We start from the raw sequence: 14,750 nt of genomic DNA, 5'->3' as shown, positions 1-14,750 counted from the left end.
CCCCACCGCGGTGTTGACGGGTACCCGCCGGGCTCCCCACGATGATCGGCATGCGTTTCCTACGGCGACTGCGCGGCGACCTCTCCTCAGGAGAGAACCTGGAGCTCTACGTCACGGCGCTGCTGTCCCTGACCCTCGCCGTCCTCGGCGTGCTCGACGTGGCCGGCGGCAAGGTCCTCGCCGCCGCCACCCTGGCGACGCTCGCCCTGCTGGCCGGGAGTCTGCTGGGCAGCCGGCGCCAGATCGCCGACCTGGCCGGGGAGGTACGGGCCGGCCGCTCCGGTGAGGTCTTCGCGGCGGACTTCTTCAGCAGGGACAAGCCCGAGGCCGTCGAACAGGTCCGCGCCGCACGGGACATCCGGATCGTCGGCATCACCCTCGCCCGCACCCTGCGCAACCTCATGGACGAACTGGAGCACCGCGCCACAGCCGGCGCAGTCATCAAGATCGCACTCATCGACCCCACGTCCACGGCACCCGCCGAGGCCGCCCGGCGCAGCACCATGGCTGACCGGCCCGAGATCTACGAGAACCGGTTGCGCCCCTCGATCGACCTGCTCAAGGAGCTTGTGGAGAGGCCGGGGGTGGACGGCAGGGTCGAGGTCAGGTTCCTGCCCTTCGTGCCCGCCCACGGGCTGATGCTCCTGGATCCGGGACGGTCGAACGGCATCATCCACGTCGACGTGTACTCCCACAGCTCCGCCAGCGGCGATGCCGTGTTCACGGTGAGGCCGGGGCGCGACGGCCACTGGTACGAGCACTTCCAGGCCGAATTCGAACGTGTGTGGGAATCGGCTCGCCCGGCCGGTGAAGGGGACGGCTTTCCTCATGCCGGGTGAGGGGTGCTGCGACGAGCTGTTCACTGGACGTTCAGGTGGGCGACCATTTGTTCGGTCTCCAGTGAGTAGGTTCCCTTTCATGGCGACTGCACAAGCGACTGACAACAATCCCGGCGAGCTGAAAGACGTCCCGGGCTGGTTTCCGCCGTTGGACCAGGTCCTGTTCACCTGGTTCCTCGAGCGTCAGGAAACCCGTGGTTTCCGGGGCGACCTGCTGGAACTCGGCGCCTACATGGGCAAGAGCGCGATCCTGCTCGGCCAACACCGCAAGGACGGCGAGGAGTTCACCGTCTGCGACCTCTTCGGCGGCGACGCCCCGGACGGAGCCAACCAGGCCGAGACGGCGAAGTCGTACTCCTCGCTCACCCGACAGGCCTTCGAGCGCAACTACCTCTCCTTCCACGACACCCTGCCCAGGGTGATCGAGGCCCCCACCTCCGTGATCTCGAAGGAAGTGGCCCCGGGCAGCTGCCGCTTCGTCCACATCGACGCCTCGCACCTGTACGAGCACGTCCACGACGACATCGGCGCGGCCCGCGACCTGCTCGTGCCCGATGGGATCGTCGTCCTTGACGACTTCCGCTCCGAGCACACCCCCGGTGTCTCGGTCGCCACCTGGGAGGCCGTGCTCAACCGCGGACTGCGCCCCATCTGTCTCAGCACCCAGAAGCTGTACGGCACCTGGGGTGATCCGCAGCCGGTGCAGGAGGAGCTGCTGGCGATGCTCAGGGACCGCACGGACGTCGGCCTGAGCGTCCAGGAGGCCGCGGGGCACTGTCTGGTCCGCACCCGCGCCCAGAAGGGGATGCAGCCGCCGCCCTTCCCGCGCTCCCGGTACTACACGGCCCCCGAGCAGCCCACATCCCCGGCGTCGGCCCCTGCCACCGCTACCGCCGCCACTACGGTCTCCGCGCGCCGTCGTCCCCGCTCCCGGGTCCGCCGCATCGGCGTGGACCTGCTGCCCCCGATCGTCACCCGGGCGATACGCAGGGCTCTCGCCCCTGGCGCCCAGGCGGCCCCGCGGCGTCCGTTCGCGCAGTAGTCCCGGATCCGGTCCGCGGCGAGCGGGTGGGTCTCCTCCTGCCCGCTCCGGTTCTGCCGGGCCCCCGCCGAGGAGGAGGTCCCCTAGGCCTTCCCGGCCAGGTTCTGCGTGCCGATCACGGAGATGAGATCCAGCTTCTCGGCGGCCTCGGTGCCCGGTTCGGCCGAGTAGACGAGGATGTGCAGGTCGTTCTCCTCCACCCGCAGGAGGTCGCAGTCCAGCGTGAGCACACCCACCTGCGGATGCTCGACGGTCTTGCGCGAGGCCGTCAGCCGGCCGACGACGCCCGCGTCCCAGAGCTCGGCGAACCGCTCGCTCACCGAACGCAACTCGGTTATGAGGCGCCGTAGTTGACGGTCGGCCGGATAGCGGGCGGCGGTCGTCCGCAGCTCCGAGACCATGCCGACCTGGAAGGCACTCCACTCCTCGGGGGTGTGCCGCACCCGGCTCGGAAACCCGAGGAAGTTGCGCCACACGCCGTTGCGTTCGAACCCGCGCAGGCCGGACGGGTCGCCCATCAGCGCCGCATACATCGGGTTGGCCAGCAGCAGCGTCATGGCCGCGTCGGAGACCGCGACAGGCGTGTCCACCAGCCGGTCAAGCAGCCGCTGGACGCTGGGCGTGATGAACCCGGGCACCACGTCGGGACCCGGCGGCACCAACTCCGCAAGACGGTAGAGATACGCGCGCTCGTCCCCGGACAGCCGCAGCGCCCGGGCCAGCGCCTCGACGACCTGCCCGGAGGGGTTGGCCGCCCGCCCCTGCTCGAGACGCGTGATGTAGTCGACAGAGATCCCTGCCAGCAGGGCCAGCTCCTCGCGCCGCAGACCGGCCGCCCGCCGGTGGCCGCCGGAGGGCAGCCCCGCCGCCTCAGGGGCGACCCGGTCGCGCCAGCGTCGTAGCGCCCGTCCGAGTTCCGTCGCCGTCATGCGCCCAGTGAACACCGCGAACCGCGCATGTGCCTGGTACTCCGAGTCCCAGGAAGCAGGGTCTCCTGGCTGATGGGGGTGGCCCGGCGCAGTCTGGACGCATGACGACAACACTGATCACCGGAGCCAACAAGGGCATCGGCCACGAAACCGCCCGCCAGCTCATCGCCGCAGGTCACACCGTGTACGTGGGGGCCCGCGACGCCGAGCGCGGACGCCGGGCCGCCGAGGAACTGGGCGCACGCTTCGTCCTGCTCGACGTCACCGACGACGCCACGGTCGAGGCCGCGGCCAAGACCATCGAGGCCGACGGCGGACTCGACGTACTGATCAACAATGCCGGGATCGAGACCCGCGGAGAGGGAAACAGGGTGCCCACCGCCGAGACCGTGACCGCCGACCAGATGCGCAACACCTTCGAGACGAATGTCTTCGGCGTCGTCCGCGTCACCCACGCCTTTCTGCCCCTGCTGCAGCGCTCGGCCGCGCCGGTCGTGGTCAACGTCAGCAGCGGCCTCGCCTCGCTGACCCACCTCTCCGACCCGGACCACCCCGCGCACTTCTACCCGGGCGTCGCCTACCCGACGTCCAAGACCGCGGTCAACATGCTCACCGTGCAGTTTGCGAAGGCATTCCCGAACATGCGGATCAACTCCGTCGAGCCCGGCTTCACCAAGACGGACCTCAACGGCAACACCGGCACCCAGACCGTCGAGCAGGCCGCCCGAATCATCGTGCGCATGGCGCAAGCCGCCCCCGACGGCCCGACCGGCGGCTTCTTCGACATCAACGGCCCGCTGCCGTGGTGAGGCGGTCCGCGCCTTGAGCTTGGTCTTTTTGGTGTGGGTCGGTTTCGTCCGAGGATGCCTCGGGCGGTTCTGATCGAGCGGGATTCCTGGTCGGGGGATCTTGGCCGGGTGGGTGCATGAAGGCAGGACTTCGTCTGCAGCACGAGGGTTGTGAAGCCGACTCGAGGGCGTCGGGGTGGGGTACGTCCGGCTCGCCAGGGTCCTGCTCGTCCTGCTTCAGCGACGTGCGGGCCCGGCCAGTCCGCTTTCGTAGGCCGCGATGACGAGTTGGGCCCGGTCCCTGGCTCCCAGCTTTGTCAGCAGATGGCTGACGTGGGTCTTGACCGTGCCAACGGTCAGATACAGCTCGGCTGCGATTTCGTTGTTGGACAGGCCACGTGCGATCAGCCCCAGCACGTCACGCTCGCGGCCGGTCACCCCGTCCAGGGCAATGGTGACCGGGCCGGGGTAGCCGGGGCGGCGGACGTAGGTCTCCATGAGCCTGCGGGTGACGCCGGGTGACAGCAGCGACTCCCCGTTGGCGATCACCCGCACGGCGTCGATCAGGCGTGCGGGTGGAGTGTCCTTGAGCAGGAAGCCCGCGGCACCTGCGCGGAGGGCTTCGAAGACGTACTCGTCCAGGTCGAAGGTGGTGAGCACCAGGACGTGGACGGGCACCGGAGGCGGGCCGCCGAACAGCGTGCGGATGGCCTCGATGCCATTGAGGCCGGGCATCCGGATGTCCATCAGGGCTACATCGGGGCGCAGTTCGCGGATCACCCTGACCGCCTCGGTGCCGTCGGCCGCCTCGCCGACGACCTGGAGATCGCTTTCCGACTCGAGCAGCACACGGAACCCGGCACGCACCAGCGTCTCGTCGTCCACCACGACGACCCGCACGGTCATGCGCCCTCCAGATCGGCGCCCACGGGGAACTGGGCTGTTCGCTCATCCGTGGCGTACGGCAGGCGGGCGGTGACGCGAAAGCCGTGCGGCGAGAGCGGCCCCGCGTGAACCTCGCCGCCGTAGAGGACGGCGCGTTCCTTCATGCCGGTCAGGCCGTGGCCCTCGGTGATCGGGGTGGACGTACGGCCGACTCCGCCATCGACGACCGTGAGAGCGACCTCGCTCGGCGTGTAGGCGACCGTCGCCCGGGCGTGGCTGGTGCGGGCATGCTTGACGACGTTGGTCAGTGCTTCCTGCACGATGCGGTAGGCGGCGCGGTCCAGACCTCGGGGCAGGGCGTGTGGGTGACCGCTGATCGTCAACTCGACCTGGACACCGGCCCGTCGGGTCTGTGCGAGGAGCGTGTTGAGGTCGTCGAGGCCGCCGGGCAGCCATTCGGCACCGTCATCATCGCGCAGGACGCCCAGCAGTGAACGCAGCTCTCCCAGGGCGTCCCTGCTCGTCCTCTCGATCGCGGCGAGGGACTTCGCTGCCTCTTCGGGACGGCTGCCGATGACGTGGTGGCCGACGCCCGCCTGGACCGCGACGATGCTCAGGCTGTGCGCGACGACGTCGTGCAGCTCCCGGGCTATGCGCATGCGTTCCTCGACGAGGAGGAGCTGTGCCCGCTCTTCGGACTGCTCGACCAGGCCTCGGGTGTAGGCGCGGCCCCGTCTGGTGGACCATCCGATCGCCCAGGCGGCGGCCTCGACGATGAGGACTTGGATCATCCCCGGCCACCCCCAGGAGTGCCCTGTTATGCCCTGCAGAGGGATCATCAAGGCGAGCTGTGCGGTACCTGCCGCCGCGCTCGCGTACGCCGCGACACGCGCGGGCCGGGTGACCGCCACCTTGTACACCAGCAAGGCAGTCGCCACGATCCCCGACAGGCCGACCGCGGCTTCGGAGGCCATCGTCACCGACGCCACCGCCAGTGCAGGCAGTGGCAGCAGCCGCCGGACGGCGACGGCCACGCCCAACGAGCACGTCAGCACGGCCTGCCATGCCGGCCAGCCCGTGCGATGCATGCCAAGCGTCCACCACAGGATGTTCCACGCCATCAGGACCAGGGCCAAAAGCACATCCAGCCCGATCAGCTGATTCGGCGTCAGCCCCTTGGCGGAGGACACCTCTTCATGCCTCACCATCATGCCTCGCACACATCCGACCCTAACCGGGAGGGTGATCATCCGCCTCTGTCCAGAGACAGAGATCAGCCGGTCTTTCGGTGGCCAGATCCGCGGGACGGGCACCCGCTGACAGGGTCGGCCACATGGATCTTTCCCGGACCCCCGCCCGCCGATGGCTTTCCCCTGTGCCCTGGGGCTTCGCCCTGCTCGCAGCCATGTCGTCCCTGACGTACGGCGGTGATCGCGCGGTGAACGCCTGGGCATCGACCAACCTGGCCAATATGGGAGATCATCCTGTGGAGGCGCTCATCACCTCCGCCTTCCTGTTCGGCCCCGACCCCTGGGCCTGTCTGCGCAGCATCGCGCTGACCGGGGCCATGCTGGCGTTTCTCGTCATCCGGTTCGGCAACTTGCGGGCAGTCGCGCTGGTCGCGGCCGGCCAAGTCCTCGGCACACTGGTGAGCGAAGGGCTGCTGGCAGCGCGGATCTCGGCGGGCCAAGCAGACCCGGCGCTGCGTACGACGCTGGACGTCGGCCCGTCCTACGTGATCGTCTCGGCCCTTGCCGCCGTGGTGGCAGCGGGGGCCCGGCAGTGGCACCGATGGACCGCGCTCGCCGCGCTCGTGGTGCGCGCACCGCACATCATGAGCGGCCTGACCGCGCTGGGGGTCACTCCCGTCGGCCACGTGACAGCACTGTCCACCGGCATGCTGCTGGCATGGGGTCTGCGGTCGTCCGACCTCCGCCACCGCTGCCTGCACCGACCGACGTTAGTCGTAGCGCCGCTTCAGACCGAGGGGCGCGATGGGGCGGTGGTTGCGCGCCGGGGCGGCATGGCGCCTCTGGCGGCGATGGTCACCGATGGGGGGAATGACAAGATCGATGTGCCGGGTCGGGCAAGGTCGGTGAGGAGCAGGAAATGAGCGCCGAGGGCCCGGAGGCGGCTTCCGGACGATCGGCCCGCGGTCAGTTCCCGGAGGTCCCCGAGGAGCGTCGGATCGCCCTGGAGCGGTTCCTCGCCCGGAGGCCCGAGCTCGTGCTTCATGGCGGCAACCTCCTGCGCCGGCCCGATATCACGCCGCTCGCTGTCGAGATATGCGCAACCTTGTGGTTGCGTATGCGGCCATGGATGTGCAACCGTTGGGTAGCGCATTCGGGCGAGATGAGGTTGCTGTGATTCCCGACTCCATCGAACGGACCATCGTGATCAACGCTTCCGTGGAACGGGTCTGGTCGGTGCTGACCGAACCGGCCTTCCTGGGAGAGTGGTTCGGCAACGGGGAACCCGTGAAGATCGACCTGCGGCCGGGCGGGCTGCTGCTGTTCGACCACGGTGTCCACGGTGTCATCCCCGCCCGTATCGAGACGGTCGAGCCGCCGCACACCTTCTCCTGGCGCTGGTCGCAGGGCGCCGCAGGAGAAGAACCGACGGACTCCAACGCCACCCTCGTCGAGTTCACCCTCGTCGCGGATGAGGTATCGGCAGGCACCCGGCTCACGATGACCGAGACCGGCTTCGCGCGCCTCGGACTGCCGGTCGACGAGGCGGCCGACCGCCACCGCGCGAACAGCCTGAACTGGCCCGGCAAGCTCGAGCGGCTGCGCACCCAGTGCGAGCACATCCGGGTATGACCGGCACGCGCGACGGCGATCCGGCCCCCGAGGGCGTCCTGCTGGCGCTGGCCGACCCGATCCGCCGGCAGATCCTCAGCGCCCTCGTCAGTGAAGGCGGCGCGACGTCCACCTCGCTCGCCGCGGCCCTCCCCGTCACCCGCCAGGCGGTGGCCAAGCATCTGGCCGTCCTGGACCGCGCGGGCCTGGTCCGCGGTCACCGAAGCGGACGGGAAGTCCGCTACGAAGCGCACCTGCAGCCCCTGGAGCGCACGACCCGCTGGCTGAACGCCCTGGCCGCCCAGTGGGACCGCCGGCTCGAAGCGATCAAGGACCTCGCGGAGCGGGAAGAACCGTCTTGAACGGGCGTACGCCAACGCGCCACCGTGTTGGAGCCGGCGGCCGCGGTGTTCGCCGTCCTGCGTGACCGCGCTGCTGGGCCCCCGCGCCGAACAGGACGCGCGCACCCGCCCTGCCGCCAGTGCTTGGGCCGGCAGGGTCCATCCGTCGTGACTGTGCGGTGTGGGCGCGGTGCCGATGGTCGCCGCGGCGGCGATGTCGGCCAGTTCGGTGCTGGTGGTCTGCAACAGCCTGCGGCTGCGCGGCTGGCAGGCCTCGCCCGCCCGGAGGCGTACCCGACGTACTTGCGGGGACGTCATTGACCGCTGCGTCGCAGCCGCACGCGGTACGAGTAGTGCTCGGGGAGGAAGTGGCTGACGGCCAGTTCGACGCCCTGGCCGGCGACCGTCTGGTAGACGCGATCGATGCGCAGTAGGGCGCGGCCCGGTTCACAGCCCAGGTGTTCGGCTATCTCCGGCGAGGCCTCGGCGACGGTGATGCTCTGCTCGGCCGCGGCGATCGGTTCGGGCAGCCGCTGGTCGAGCAGGCCGATGACGGTGAAGGCGTTCGGTGTGCCGGGCAGCGTCAACTCGTCGACGGACTCCAGCAGTCGGCCGACGGCGGGGGGCAGCCACACCGACGTATGGCAGAACGCGACGTCGTCGTGCAGCCGTAGAAAAGCCAGCTTGTGCACCCGGTCAGTGTTCAGGCCCAGCCGCCCGGCCGCGTCGACGTCGACCCGTCGGTGCAGAGGCGTGACGACGTCCATACGGGTGTCGATGGACAGCCCCATCAGGTCGTCCACCGAGCCGAACTGCCGCAGGTACTGCTCCTCGCGGGGCGTGGCGAACGTGCCGCGCCCCGGCACCCGGTAGACCAGTCCCTCGGCCACCAGGTCCTGGAACGCCCGGCGCACGGTCTGCCGGCTCACCCCGTAGGTCTCGGCAAGCTCCGCCTCGGTGGGCAGCCGGACGCCGTCCGGGTAGTCGTGTCGCAGGATCGCCGCCCGCAACTCCCTCCCGAGCCGCGAGTACGTGCTCTCCCGGTGCGGTTGCTCAGCCATCGAGACCGCCCCTTGCCACCAACTGCGCGGCGATCACGTTTCGTTGGATCTCGTTCGTTCCCTCGCCGACGATCATCAGGGGCGCGTCACGGAAGTACCGCTCCACGTCGAACTCCGTCGAGTAGCCGTAACCGCCGTGAATCCGTACCGCGTTGAGCGCGATCTCCATCGCCGTCTCCGACGCGAACAGCTTCGCCATGCCCGCCTCCATGTCGACCCGGCGCCCGGCATCGGCCTCCCGGGCCGCGTACAGCGTCAGTTGGCGGGCGGCCGTGAGCTTGGTCGCCATGTCGGCGAGGTAGTTGCCGATGGACTGGTGGCGCCAGATGGGTTTGCCGAAGGACTCCCGTTCCTGGGCGTAGCGCAGCGAGTCCTCCAGAGCTGCTCGCCCCACTCCCAGGGCCCGGGCGGCGACCTGCAGCCGTCCGGTCTCCAGCCCCTTCATCATCTGGGCGAAGCCGTGGCCCTCCTCGCAGCCCAGCAGGGCGTCGGCCGGTACGCGGTAGTCCTCGAAGGACAACTCGCAGCTCTCGACGCCCTTGTAGCCGAGTTTGGGCAGATCGCGGGAGACGACGAGGCCCGGTCCGTGCTCGGCGAGCAGGACCGAGATGCCCGCGTGGCGGGGGCTGGCGGCCGGGTCGGTCTTGCACAGCAGCGCGATCAGGGCGGCACGGCGGGAGTTGGTGATCCAGGTCTTCGCCCCGTTGACGACGTACTCCCCGCCTTCGCGGCGCGCGATCGTCGTCATCGCTTGGAGGTCCGAGCCGCCGCCCGGCTCGGTGAGCGCCATCGTGGCGCGCACCGCCCCGGTCGCCAGCCTCGGCAGATACCGCTGCTTCTGCTCCCGGCTGCCGTACAGCACGAGGAGTCTGGAGACGACGGTGTGCCCGCCCATCGCCCCGGCCAGGCTCATCCAGCCGCGCGCGAGTTCCTCGGTGACGAGTACGAAGCACGGTGTGGAGACCGGATTGCCGCCGTACTCCTCCGGGATGGCCAGGCCGTAGATGCCGAGTTCCTTCATGCGCCCGATGAGGTTCTCGGGGTAGGTGTCGGTGTGCTCCAGCTGCTGGACGACGGGCTTGACGTCCTTGTCGACGAACTCCCGCACCGTTCGGACGACGAGGCGTTCGTCGTCGGAGAGGATGTCCAGGACGCTCATGGGGCGCAACTCCACATCGTCAGGGGTCAGATGACTGCGTCGGCGCGCAGCGCCCGGATGCCGTCGGGGGAGAGGCCGAGGCCGGTGAGGATCGCGTCCGTGTGCTCGCCCACCGCCGGCACGGGATCCATGCGCGCGGGGATGCCCGCGAGGTCGGCAGGGGGGAGCAGGGCCTGCACCGTCGCGCCGGGTACGGCCACCTCGCGCCAGCGCTCGCGGGCGGCCAGCACCGGATGGCCCAGGAATGCGGCGACGTCGTTGACCCCGGCGCAGGCGATGCCGATCTCCTCCAGGTCCTTGAGGACCTCCTCGGCTTCGGAGCGGGCGCAGCGCTCGGCGACGATCGCGTTGATTTCGTCGCGGTGTGCCACGCGGTCGGAGCCCGTCGCGAACCGCGGATCATTCGTCAACGCCGGCTGCCCGAGGAAGTCCGCGCACAGGACGGCCCACTCGCGCTCGTTCTGGACGGAGAACAGCACCTGCTTGCCGTCGGCCGTCGTGAAGGCGCCGTACGGTGCGATGGTGGCGTGCTGGGTGCCGAGCCGGGCGGGCTGACTGCCGCCGTAGCGCGTGTAGTTCGCGGGCTGGCCCATCCATTCCGCCAACGCCTCGAACAGGGACACCTCCACCGGGTGCGTCCGGCCGGTGGTGGCCCGCGTGTACAGGGCGGTGAGGACGCCCGTGTAGGCATACATCCCGGCGGCGATGTCGGCGACGGAGATCCCGACACGAGCCGTCTCGTCCGCGGTTCCGGTGAGGGAGACCAGGCCGGTCTGGCACTGCACCAGCAGGTCGTACGACTTGCGGTCGGCCCACGGCCCGCTCGTGCCGTAACCGGAGATCGTGCACGGGATCAGCCGCGGGTAGCGGTCGCCGAGTGCGTCGACGCCGAGGCCCAGCCGGTCGGCGGCGCCGGGCGCGAGATTCTGTACGAACACGTCGGCGCCGTCGAGGAGTTGGTGCAGGATCTGCATGCCCCGCGGATCCTTCAGGTCCAACGTGAGGGATTCCTTGGAGCGGTTGAGCCAGACGAAATAGCTGGAGTGGCCGTGCACCGTCGTGTCGTAACGGCGTGCGAAGTCGCCCTCGCCCGGCCGCTCCACCTTGATGACCCGGGCGCCGAGATCGGCGAGCTGCCGGGTGGCGTAGGGAGCGGCCACGGCCTGCTCCAGGCTGACCACCGTGATGTCCGACAGGGGAAGCTGATGCACCGTCATGCCTCTTGGCTCTCGTGGGGATGTACGGGAAGTGTTTTCTCAGCAGTTCGGGCGCGCCCGTCCACGTCAGCCCGTCCAGCGGCGCCGATACGTCCGGACCGCGGACGGCGGCCGTGGCCCGCAACTCGGCCTCGGACAGTGGACGCCCGGGCGCACCCGGCGGCAGCGCGGCCTCGGTGCGCACCTCGCTGCCGTCGGCGAGGCCGACGTGCAGCGGGACCCGGCCGTCGAGGAGGGAGCTGGTCTCGCCCGGCAGCAGGTCGGCGTGGACGCGGTCGGCGTGGACGCGGCCGACGAGCGCCTGCGCCGCCGGACGCCGCACGGCCGGTCTTCGGGCGGTCATGGATGAGAAGGTGGACGGTTCCCGCCGTAGCAGCAGGGGAAGAGCTTGACGGCCAGCCTCCCGGGACGGCCGGGGCCGCCGGGAAGTCCGCGGCGGGCTTGCCGCCGACCCGCTCCAGCCAGCCCTCCAGGAGCCGCGGATCGGCGGTGGCCCCGCCCGCGCCAGCCGTGCCGCCCGTACGTCCGCCTCGGCCGCGAACCCGACCTGCAGCCCCTTGCCATGCGTTCCGAAGGCCTCCTGCCCGCCACCGGCGGCGGGCACGGCGAGCGCCATCGCGGTGGCGAGCCCCGTCACGTCCACGCCGAGGGCGAGCCCGGCCGCGACCGCGGCGGCCGGGGCACCCGCGGTGCAGGTCGCATGCCGGCCCGCCGTGTGGTGGCACCGGCCGAGCATCGCCCCGAGCCGTGCCATGACTCCCGCGCCGGCGGGGTGGGCCCGTGCGTCACCGCCGGCCGCGAGGACCGCCGGGACGGTGACCACGGAGATGTGCGTGGTGGTGTCGGTGTGCAGATCGTCGAAGTCGAGCACGTGCGCCATGCCCGCCCAGCGCGCCGCGTCCGGCAGTACGGCGGTGACGCCCCGCAGGGGATGCGCACGGGCGGCGGGCGAGACGGCCACGGTGTCCCCCGGCGCCCGCTCGGCGGGCGCCAGGTCGTCCGGCGTCGCGCAATACGCATGGGCCCACTGCGCGAGGAGACGGGCGACAGTCAACGGTCCCCCAGGGGATTGGGTACCTGCCTCTGCTCGGATTTGTACGGCCAAATCCGGGCCCATGTCAACGCTGCCCACAGCGTCATGACCTGTGTCTTGGCGCACCACCGTGATGTGTCGGAGCAGACATCGGGACCCTGGCGAGACTTTGTACACAACAACGCGGGCGGGCTGAGAAGCGGGGCGGTCATCGCCGTCGGCGTCATCGCCACGTCAGTGTTTGCCCGATGCCCGTCAGCGTTGCGTCATGAGCCGGCGGGTCACCGGGGCGGACAGGCATAACGTCATCGGTGCGCCCCGTTCCGCCTCCCCGCGTTCGGGGCGCCCAGTCACTCGCCCGGCCCGGGCCCACTCGCGTCCCACCGTCCTCCTGGAGGCGTCCCATGGCCAACATCCTGTCCGGCGAAGACCCGGAACCCTCTGATCCGTTCCCGGTCGGACCGCTGTTCGTTCCCGTCCGGCCGGGACCCTCGGGGTGTGTGACGCGAGTCTTCCGCACACCTCTCGGCGACCGTACGGCCGTCGCCTTCACCTCCGAGAGCCGGCTGACCGCGACGCTCGGCCCCGGGCAGGCGTGGATCAGACTTGCCGAGCCGGCTCTGCGCGCGCTGACCGAACCGCTCGGCGTCACCACCGTCACGATGGACCCCCAGTTCACGGCCCGGGCCGCCCGGCCGGTGAATTCCGTCGTTCCCGCGCTCGCCGTACGCGTCGGCTGAGAGAGGACACGATGACCACGCTTCACGACCGTTCCGTCAGCACCATCGACGGCCTGCGCATCGAAATCGTCGGAACGCTCGTGCACCCGAAGGTCATCGAGAAGCGGCGGTGACGTGCCCGTCGGTGCCCGGTGCGTCGCGACGACTCAGATGTCCCGGCTGGGATCGCACAGCACCATCACCGCGCGGGCGACCAGTTCGCCCGCGCCGCCGAGTTCCCTCCGGTAGCGGCCCGTCATGCCTCGTACCGTCTCGGCGAAGGCCGGATCGGCGGCGCGGGCGCGGGCCGGGGGCGGGAGTTCCTGGGCCATCGCGCGGCGGCGGGCGAGGAGGGCGATGATCTCGTCGTCGAGGCGCTCGATCTGGTCGAGGGACGGGTCCGTCGTCAGGCCGGCCGCGTGATTTGTCATCAGAAGGGATCTCCGTTTCGTCGGCGGGAACCGGATCACGGCTCCCGGCCGTCCTCATCGCAGTTGGTCCTTCATCACCTTGCCCGCCGCGATGAGCGGCAACTCCTCACGGAACCCGGAGGATCGGGGCCGGCGGCTCAGGCCGCTTCGTCGACGCTCGGCTGCGTCATCGCCGCGGGGTCTGCGATACGGCGGGGCAGCAGCAGCGGGGTGGCCAGGACAAGGACACCGGCGACGGCGATCGCCGTGCGGGGGCCGGTCAGGCCTGCCAGCAGGCCCCACAGGGCGGTCATCGCGGCGGCCGTCGCCTTGTTGGTGACCGACCACGCGGAGAGCGTGCGCGCCACCCGGCCCGCGTCCGTCTGCCGCAGCCGAATGGTGGAGTACACCGGGTTGAACACGGCACAGGACATGATCACCCCCAGCTCCACGACCATGACGAGCACCAGCCCCGCAGTGCCGGGCCCGACGAAGGCGAGGCCGATCGGCCAACACGCGCGCAGCGTCCCCGAGACGAGCAGCAGCCGCCGCTCTCCGAACCTCGGCACGAGCCGGCGGGCCAGCCGCGAGCCGATCAGGCCGCCGATGCTGGGTACGGAGAAGGCCAGGCCGTACTGCCAGGCCGCGAAGCCGAGATCACCGACCATCAGCACGGCGAGCAGCGGAAGCGACACCATGATCAGGGCGTTGTACAGCACCGTGTTGAAGAACATCGGCCGCAGCGTCGGATGGGCCAGGATGTACCGCCATCCTTCGAGCAGACTGCCGGTCGGCGCCTGCCCCGGCCCCGGCGCCGGCCGTACGGGATGCGTCTCGGTCCCGCCGATCGCGCGGATCCCGACGGCCGACAGCAGGAAGCTCACCGCATTGGCCACCACGGTCATCACCGGCCCGAACAGGCCCATCGCGGCCCCGCCCAGGGGCGGCCCCAGGATGGTCGCGGTCCACTGGGTCGCCTCGAACCGCGCGTTCGCGGCGAGCAGGTCCTCCGGGGGCAGCAGCGATTTGACGAAGGCCCCGCTCGCCGCGGTGAAGCCGATGTCGGCCGCGCCGACGACGATCGACACAACCAGAAGTTGTACGAAGGTGAGCGCACCGAGCGCGAACGCGACCGGAATGGTCAGCAACGCCCCACAGCGGACCAGATCCATGAACATCATCACGGGCCGCTTGCGACGGAACTCCATCCACGGCCCGAGCGGCGTCGCCACCACCGCCCCCACCGCGAGCCCGGCCGCCGACAGCACCGCCACCTCGGTCGCCCCGGCATGCAGCACGATCACCGCTATCAGCGAGAACGCGTCGAAGGCGAGCCATGTCCCGATCGCGCTGACGGCGTACGCCCCCCACAGCCATCCGAACTGCCGCCCCAGCGCCTGCCTGCCCCGCATGCCGGCCTCCCCGTCCGCCTCAATCCCGACCGGCGACATCAAAGCCGGTCCTGTGGCACGGGGGCAAACAACCGACGCGCAGGTCGTCCGACAACCTGAAGTTGTAGGCCCACA

17 protein-coding genes and 1 pseudogene are annotated in these 14,750 nt (G+C 70.4%); 9 read left to right on the top strand and 9 right to left on the bottom strand.

Annotation, left to right across the window (positions count from 1 at the left end; genetic code table 11):
• The first annotated feature begins 50 nt into the window (after window positions 1-50).
• The gene (locus ACWCRD_RS15550; RefSeq protein ID WP_450966337.1) at window positions 51-839 is read left to right on the top strand and encodes a hypothetical protein; all 789 of its coding nucleotides are present in this window, start codon (window positions 51-53) and stop codon (window positions 837-839) included.
• Window positions 840-918: 79 nt separating this feature from the next.
• Entirely contained in the window at window positions 919-1,881 is a 963-nt protein-coding gene (locus ACWCRD_RS15545; protein ID WP_450966336.1) for a class I SAM-dependent methyltransferase, read from the top strand.
• 83 nt (window positions 1,882-1,964) lie between these two features.
• Here the strand turns inward: ACWCRD_RS15545 and ACWCRD_RS15540 are convergent, their stop codons facing one another.
• On the bottom strand, window positions 1,965-2,810 hold the full coding sequence (locus ACWCRD_RS15540; protein WP_450966335.1) for a helix-turn-helix transcriptional regulator: 846 nt from the start codon (window positions 2,808-2,810) through the stop codon (window positions 1,965-1,967).
• 101 nt (window positions 2,811-2,911) lie between these two features.
• On the opposite strand from ACWCRD_RS15540, the gene ACWCRD_RS15535 reads away from it, so the two are divergent.
• A complete protein-coding gene (locus ACWCRD_RS15535; protein WP_450966334.1) occupies window positions 2,912-3,619 on the top strand; it encodes an SDR family oxidoreductase in 708 nt (235 codons plus the stop codon).
• 216 nt (window positions 3,620-3,835) lie between these two features.
• On the opposite strand, the gene ACWCRD_RS15530 is transcribed toward ACWCRD_RS15535, so the two are convergent.
• Together ACWCRD_RS15530 and ACWCRD_RS15525 are read right to left on the bottom strand one after the other, a co-directional pair.
• Window positions 3,836-4,504: a response regulator gene (locus tag ACWCRD_RS15530; RefSeq protein ID WP_450966333.1), complete on the bottom strand. Its 669-nt coding sequence runs from the start codon at window positions 4,502-4,504 to the stop codon at window positions 3,836-3,838.
• Entirely contained in the window at window positions 4,501-5,694 is a 1,194-nt protein-coding gene (locus ACWCRD_RS15525; RefSeq protein WP_450966332.1) for a sensor histidine kinase, read from the bottom strand. The genes ACWCRD_RS15530 and ACWCRD_RS15525 overlap by 4 nt, the downstream gene beginning before the upstream one ends.
• A 122-nt stretch (window positions 5,695-5,816) precedes the next feature.
• On the opposite strand from ACWCRD_RS15525, the gene ACWCRD_RS15520 reads away from it, so the two are divergent.
• Genes ACWCRD_RS15520 through ACWCRD_RS15505 form a run of 4 tightly spaced genes read left to right on the top strand, consistent with a single transcriptional unit; the run spans window position 5,817 to window position 7,646 of the window.
• Entirely contained in the window at window positions 5,817-6,596 is a 780-nt protein-coding gene (locus tag ACWCRD_RS15520; RefSeq protein ID WP_450966331.1) for a rhomboid-like protein, read from the top strand.
• Entirely contained in the window at window positions 6,593-6,850 is a 258-nt protein-coding gene (locus ACWCRD_RS15515) for a hypothetical protein (RefSeq protein WP_450966330.1), read from the top strand. The genes ACWCRD_RS15520 and ACWCRD_RS15515 overlap by 4 nt, the downstream gene beginning before the upstream one ends.
• The gene (locus ACWCRD_RS15510; protein WP_450966329.1) at window positions 6,847-7,305 is read left to right on the top strand and encodes an SRPBCC domain-containing protein; all 459 of its coding nucleotides are present in this window, start codon (window positions 6,847-6,849) and stop codon (window positions 7,303-7,305) included. Before ACWCRD_RS15515 ends, ACWCRD_RS15510 begins: the two co-directional genes overlap by 4 nt.
• Window positions 7,302-7,646 carry an ArsR/SmtB family transcription factor gene (locus ACWCRD_RS15505; RefSeq protein ID WP_450966328.1) on the top strand — a complete coding sequence of 115 codons (345 nt, stop codon included), beginning with the start codon at window positions 7,302-7,304 and terminating at the stop codon, window positions 7,644-7,646. Before ACWCRD_RS15510 ends, ACWCRD_RS15505 begins: the two co-directional genes overlap by 4 nt.
• Window positions 7,647-7,939: 293 nt before the next feature.
• On the opposite strand, the gene ACWCRD_RS15500 is transcribed toward ACWCRD_RS15505, so the two are convergent.
• From ACWCRD_RS15500 to ACWCRD_RS15490, 3 genes are read right to left on the bottom strand one after another with little or no spacing between them, the layout of a single operon-like run.
• A complete protein-coding gene (locus ACWCRD_RS15500; protein ID WP_450966327.1) occupies window positions 7,940-8,686 on the bottom strand; it encodes a GntR family transcriptional regulator in 747 nt (248 codons plus the stop codon).
• Window positions 8,679-9,845 (bottom strand): acyl-CoA dehydrogenase family protein, encoded by a 1,167-nt coding sequence (locus tag ACWCRD_RS15495; protein WP_450966326.1) that lies wholly within the window; start codon window positions 9,843-9,845, stop codon window positions 8,679-8,681. Before ACWCRD_RS15495 ends, ACWCRD_RS15500 begins: the two co-directional genes overlap by 8 nt.
• Window positions 9,846-9,871: 26 nt before the next feature.
• Window positions 9,872-11,062 (bottom strand): CaiB/BaiF CoA transferase family protein, encoded by a 1,191-nt coding sequence (locus ACWCRD_RS15490; RefSeq protein ID WP_450966325.1) that lies wholly within the window; start codon window positions 11,060-11,062, stop codon window positions 9,872-9,874.
• Between the two features lie 31 nt (window positions 11,063-11,093).
• On the opposite strand from ACWCRD_RS15490, the gene ACWCRD_RS15485 reads away from it, so the two are divergent.
• Window positions 11,094-11,411: a hypothetical protein gene (locus ACWCRD_RS15485; RefSeq protein ID WP_450966324.1), complete on the top strand. Its 318-nt coding sequence runs from the start codon at window positions 11,094-11,096 to the stop codon at window positions 11,409-11,411.
• Window positions 11,412-11,567: 156 nt separating this feature from the next.
• Here the strand turns inward: ACWCRD_RS15485 and ACWCRD_RS15480 are convergent.
• Window positions 11,568-11,942: pseudogene (locus ACWCRD_RS15480) on the bottom strand (MmgE/PrpD family protein); the annotation flags it as partial.
• Window positions 11,943-12,499: 557 nt separating this feature from the next.
• Here ACWCRD_RS15480 and ACWCRD_RS15475 point away from each other — a divergent pair.
• Entirely contained in the window at window positions 12,500-12,835 is a 336-nt protein-coding gene (locus tag ACWCRD_RS15475) for an SAV_915 family protein (protein WP_450966323.1), read from the top strand.
• Window positions 12,836-12,981: 146 nt separating this feature from the next.
• Here the strand turns inward: ACWCRD_RS15475 and ACWCRD_RS15470 are convergent, their stop codons facing one another.
• Both ACWCRD_RS15470 and ACWCRD_RS15465 read right to left on the bottom strand, forming a co-directional pair.
• Window positions 12,982-13,245: a hypothetical protein gene (locus ACWCRD_RS15470; protein ID WP_450966322.1), complete on the bottom strand. Its 264-nt coding sequence runs from the start codon at window positions 13,243-13,245 to the stop codon at window positions 12,982-12,984.
• A gap of 137 nt (window positions 13,246-13,382) precedes the next feature.
• Window positions 13,383-14,636 (bottom strand): MFS transporter, encoded by a 1,254-nt coding sequence (locus ACWCRD_RS15465; RefSeq protein ID WP_450966321.1) that lies wholly within the window; start codon window positions 14,634-14,636, stop codon window positions 13,383-13,385.
• Window positions 14,637-14,750: the final 114 nt, after the last annotated feature.

The organism is Streptomyces sp. NPDC002092 (genome assembly GCF_053593775.1).
Note: the sequence above shows the minus strand (reverse complement) of the source record. Positions and strands in the feature narration are given on the sequence as shown.

What these genes read in the sequence shown, in the direction of transcription:
- ACWCRD_RS15540 (WP_450966335.1), bottom strand. Translation starts at nt 2,810, where the DNA reads ATGACGGCGACGGAACTCGGACGGGCGCTACGACGCTGGCGCGACCGG.
- ACWCRD_RS15505 (WP_450966328.1), top strand. Translation starts at nt 7,302, where the DNA reads ATGACCGGCACGCGCGACGGCGATCCGGCCCCCGAGGGCGTCCTGCTG.
- ACWCRD_RS15495 (WP_450966326.1), bottom strand. Translation starts at nt 9,845, where the DNA reads ATGAGCGTCCTGGACATCCTCTCCGACGACGAACGCCTCGTCGTCCGA.
- ACWCRD_RS15490 (WP_450966325.1), bottom strand. Translation starts at nt 11,062, where the DNA reads ATGACGGTGCATCAGCTTCCCCTGTCGGACATCACGGTGGTCAGCCTG.
- ACWCRD_RS15470 (WP_450966322.1), bottom strand. Translation starts at nt 13,245, where the DNA reads ATGACAAATCACGCGGCCGGCCTGACGACGGACCCGTCCCTCGACCAG.
- ACWCRD_RS15500 (WP_450966327.1), bottom strand. Translation starts at nt 8,686, where the DNA reads ATGGCTGAGCAACCGCACCGGGAGAGCACGTACTCGCGGCTCGGGAGG.
- ACWCRD_RS15520 (WP_450966331.1), top strand. Translation starts at nt 5,817, where the DNA reads ATGGATCTTTCCCGGACCCCCGCCCGCCGATGGCTTTCCCCTGTGCCC.
- ACWCRD_RS15530 (WP_450966333.1), bottom strand. Translation starts at nt 4,504, where the DNA reads ATGACCGTGCGGGTCGTCGTGGTGGACGACGAGACGCTGGTGCGTGCC.
- ACWCRD_RS15515 (WP_450966330.1), top strand. Translation starts at nt 6,593, where the DNA reads ATGAGCGCCGAGGGCCCGGAGGCGGCTTCCGGACGATCGGCCCGCGGT.
- ACWCRD_RS15535 (WP_450966334.1), top strand. Translation starts at nt 2,912, where the DNA reads ATGACGACAACACTGATCACCGGAGCCAACAAGGGCATCGGCCACGAA.
- ACWCRD_RS15525 (WP_450966332.1), bottom strand. Translation starts at nt 5,694, where the DNA reads ATGATGGTGAGGCATGAAGAGGTGTCCTCCGCCAAGGGGCTGACGCCG.
- ACWCRD_RS15550 (WP_450966337.1), top strand. Translation starts at nt 51, where the DNA reads ATGCGTTTCCTACGGCGACTGCGCGGCGACCTCTCCTCAGGAGAGAAC.
- ACWCRD_RS15475 (WP_450966323.1), top strand. Translation starts at nt 12,500, where the DNA reads ATGGCCAACATCCTGTCCGGCGAAGACCCGGAACCCTCTGATCCGTTC.
- ACWCRD_RS15465 (WP_450966321.1), bottom strand. Translation starts at nt 14,636, where the DNA reads ATGCGGGGCAGGCAGGCGCTGGGGCGGCAGTTCGGATGGCTGTGGGGG.
- ACWCRD_RS15545 (WP_450966336.1), top strand. Translation starts at nt 919, where the DNA reads ATGGCGACTGCACAAGCGACTGACAACAATCCCGGCGAGCTGAAAGAC.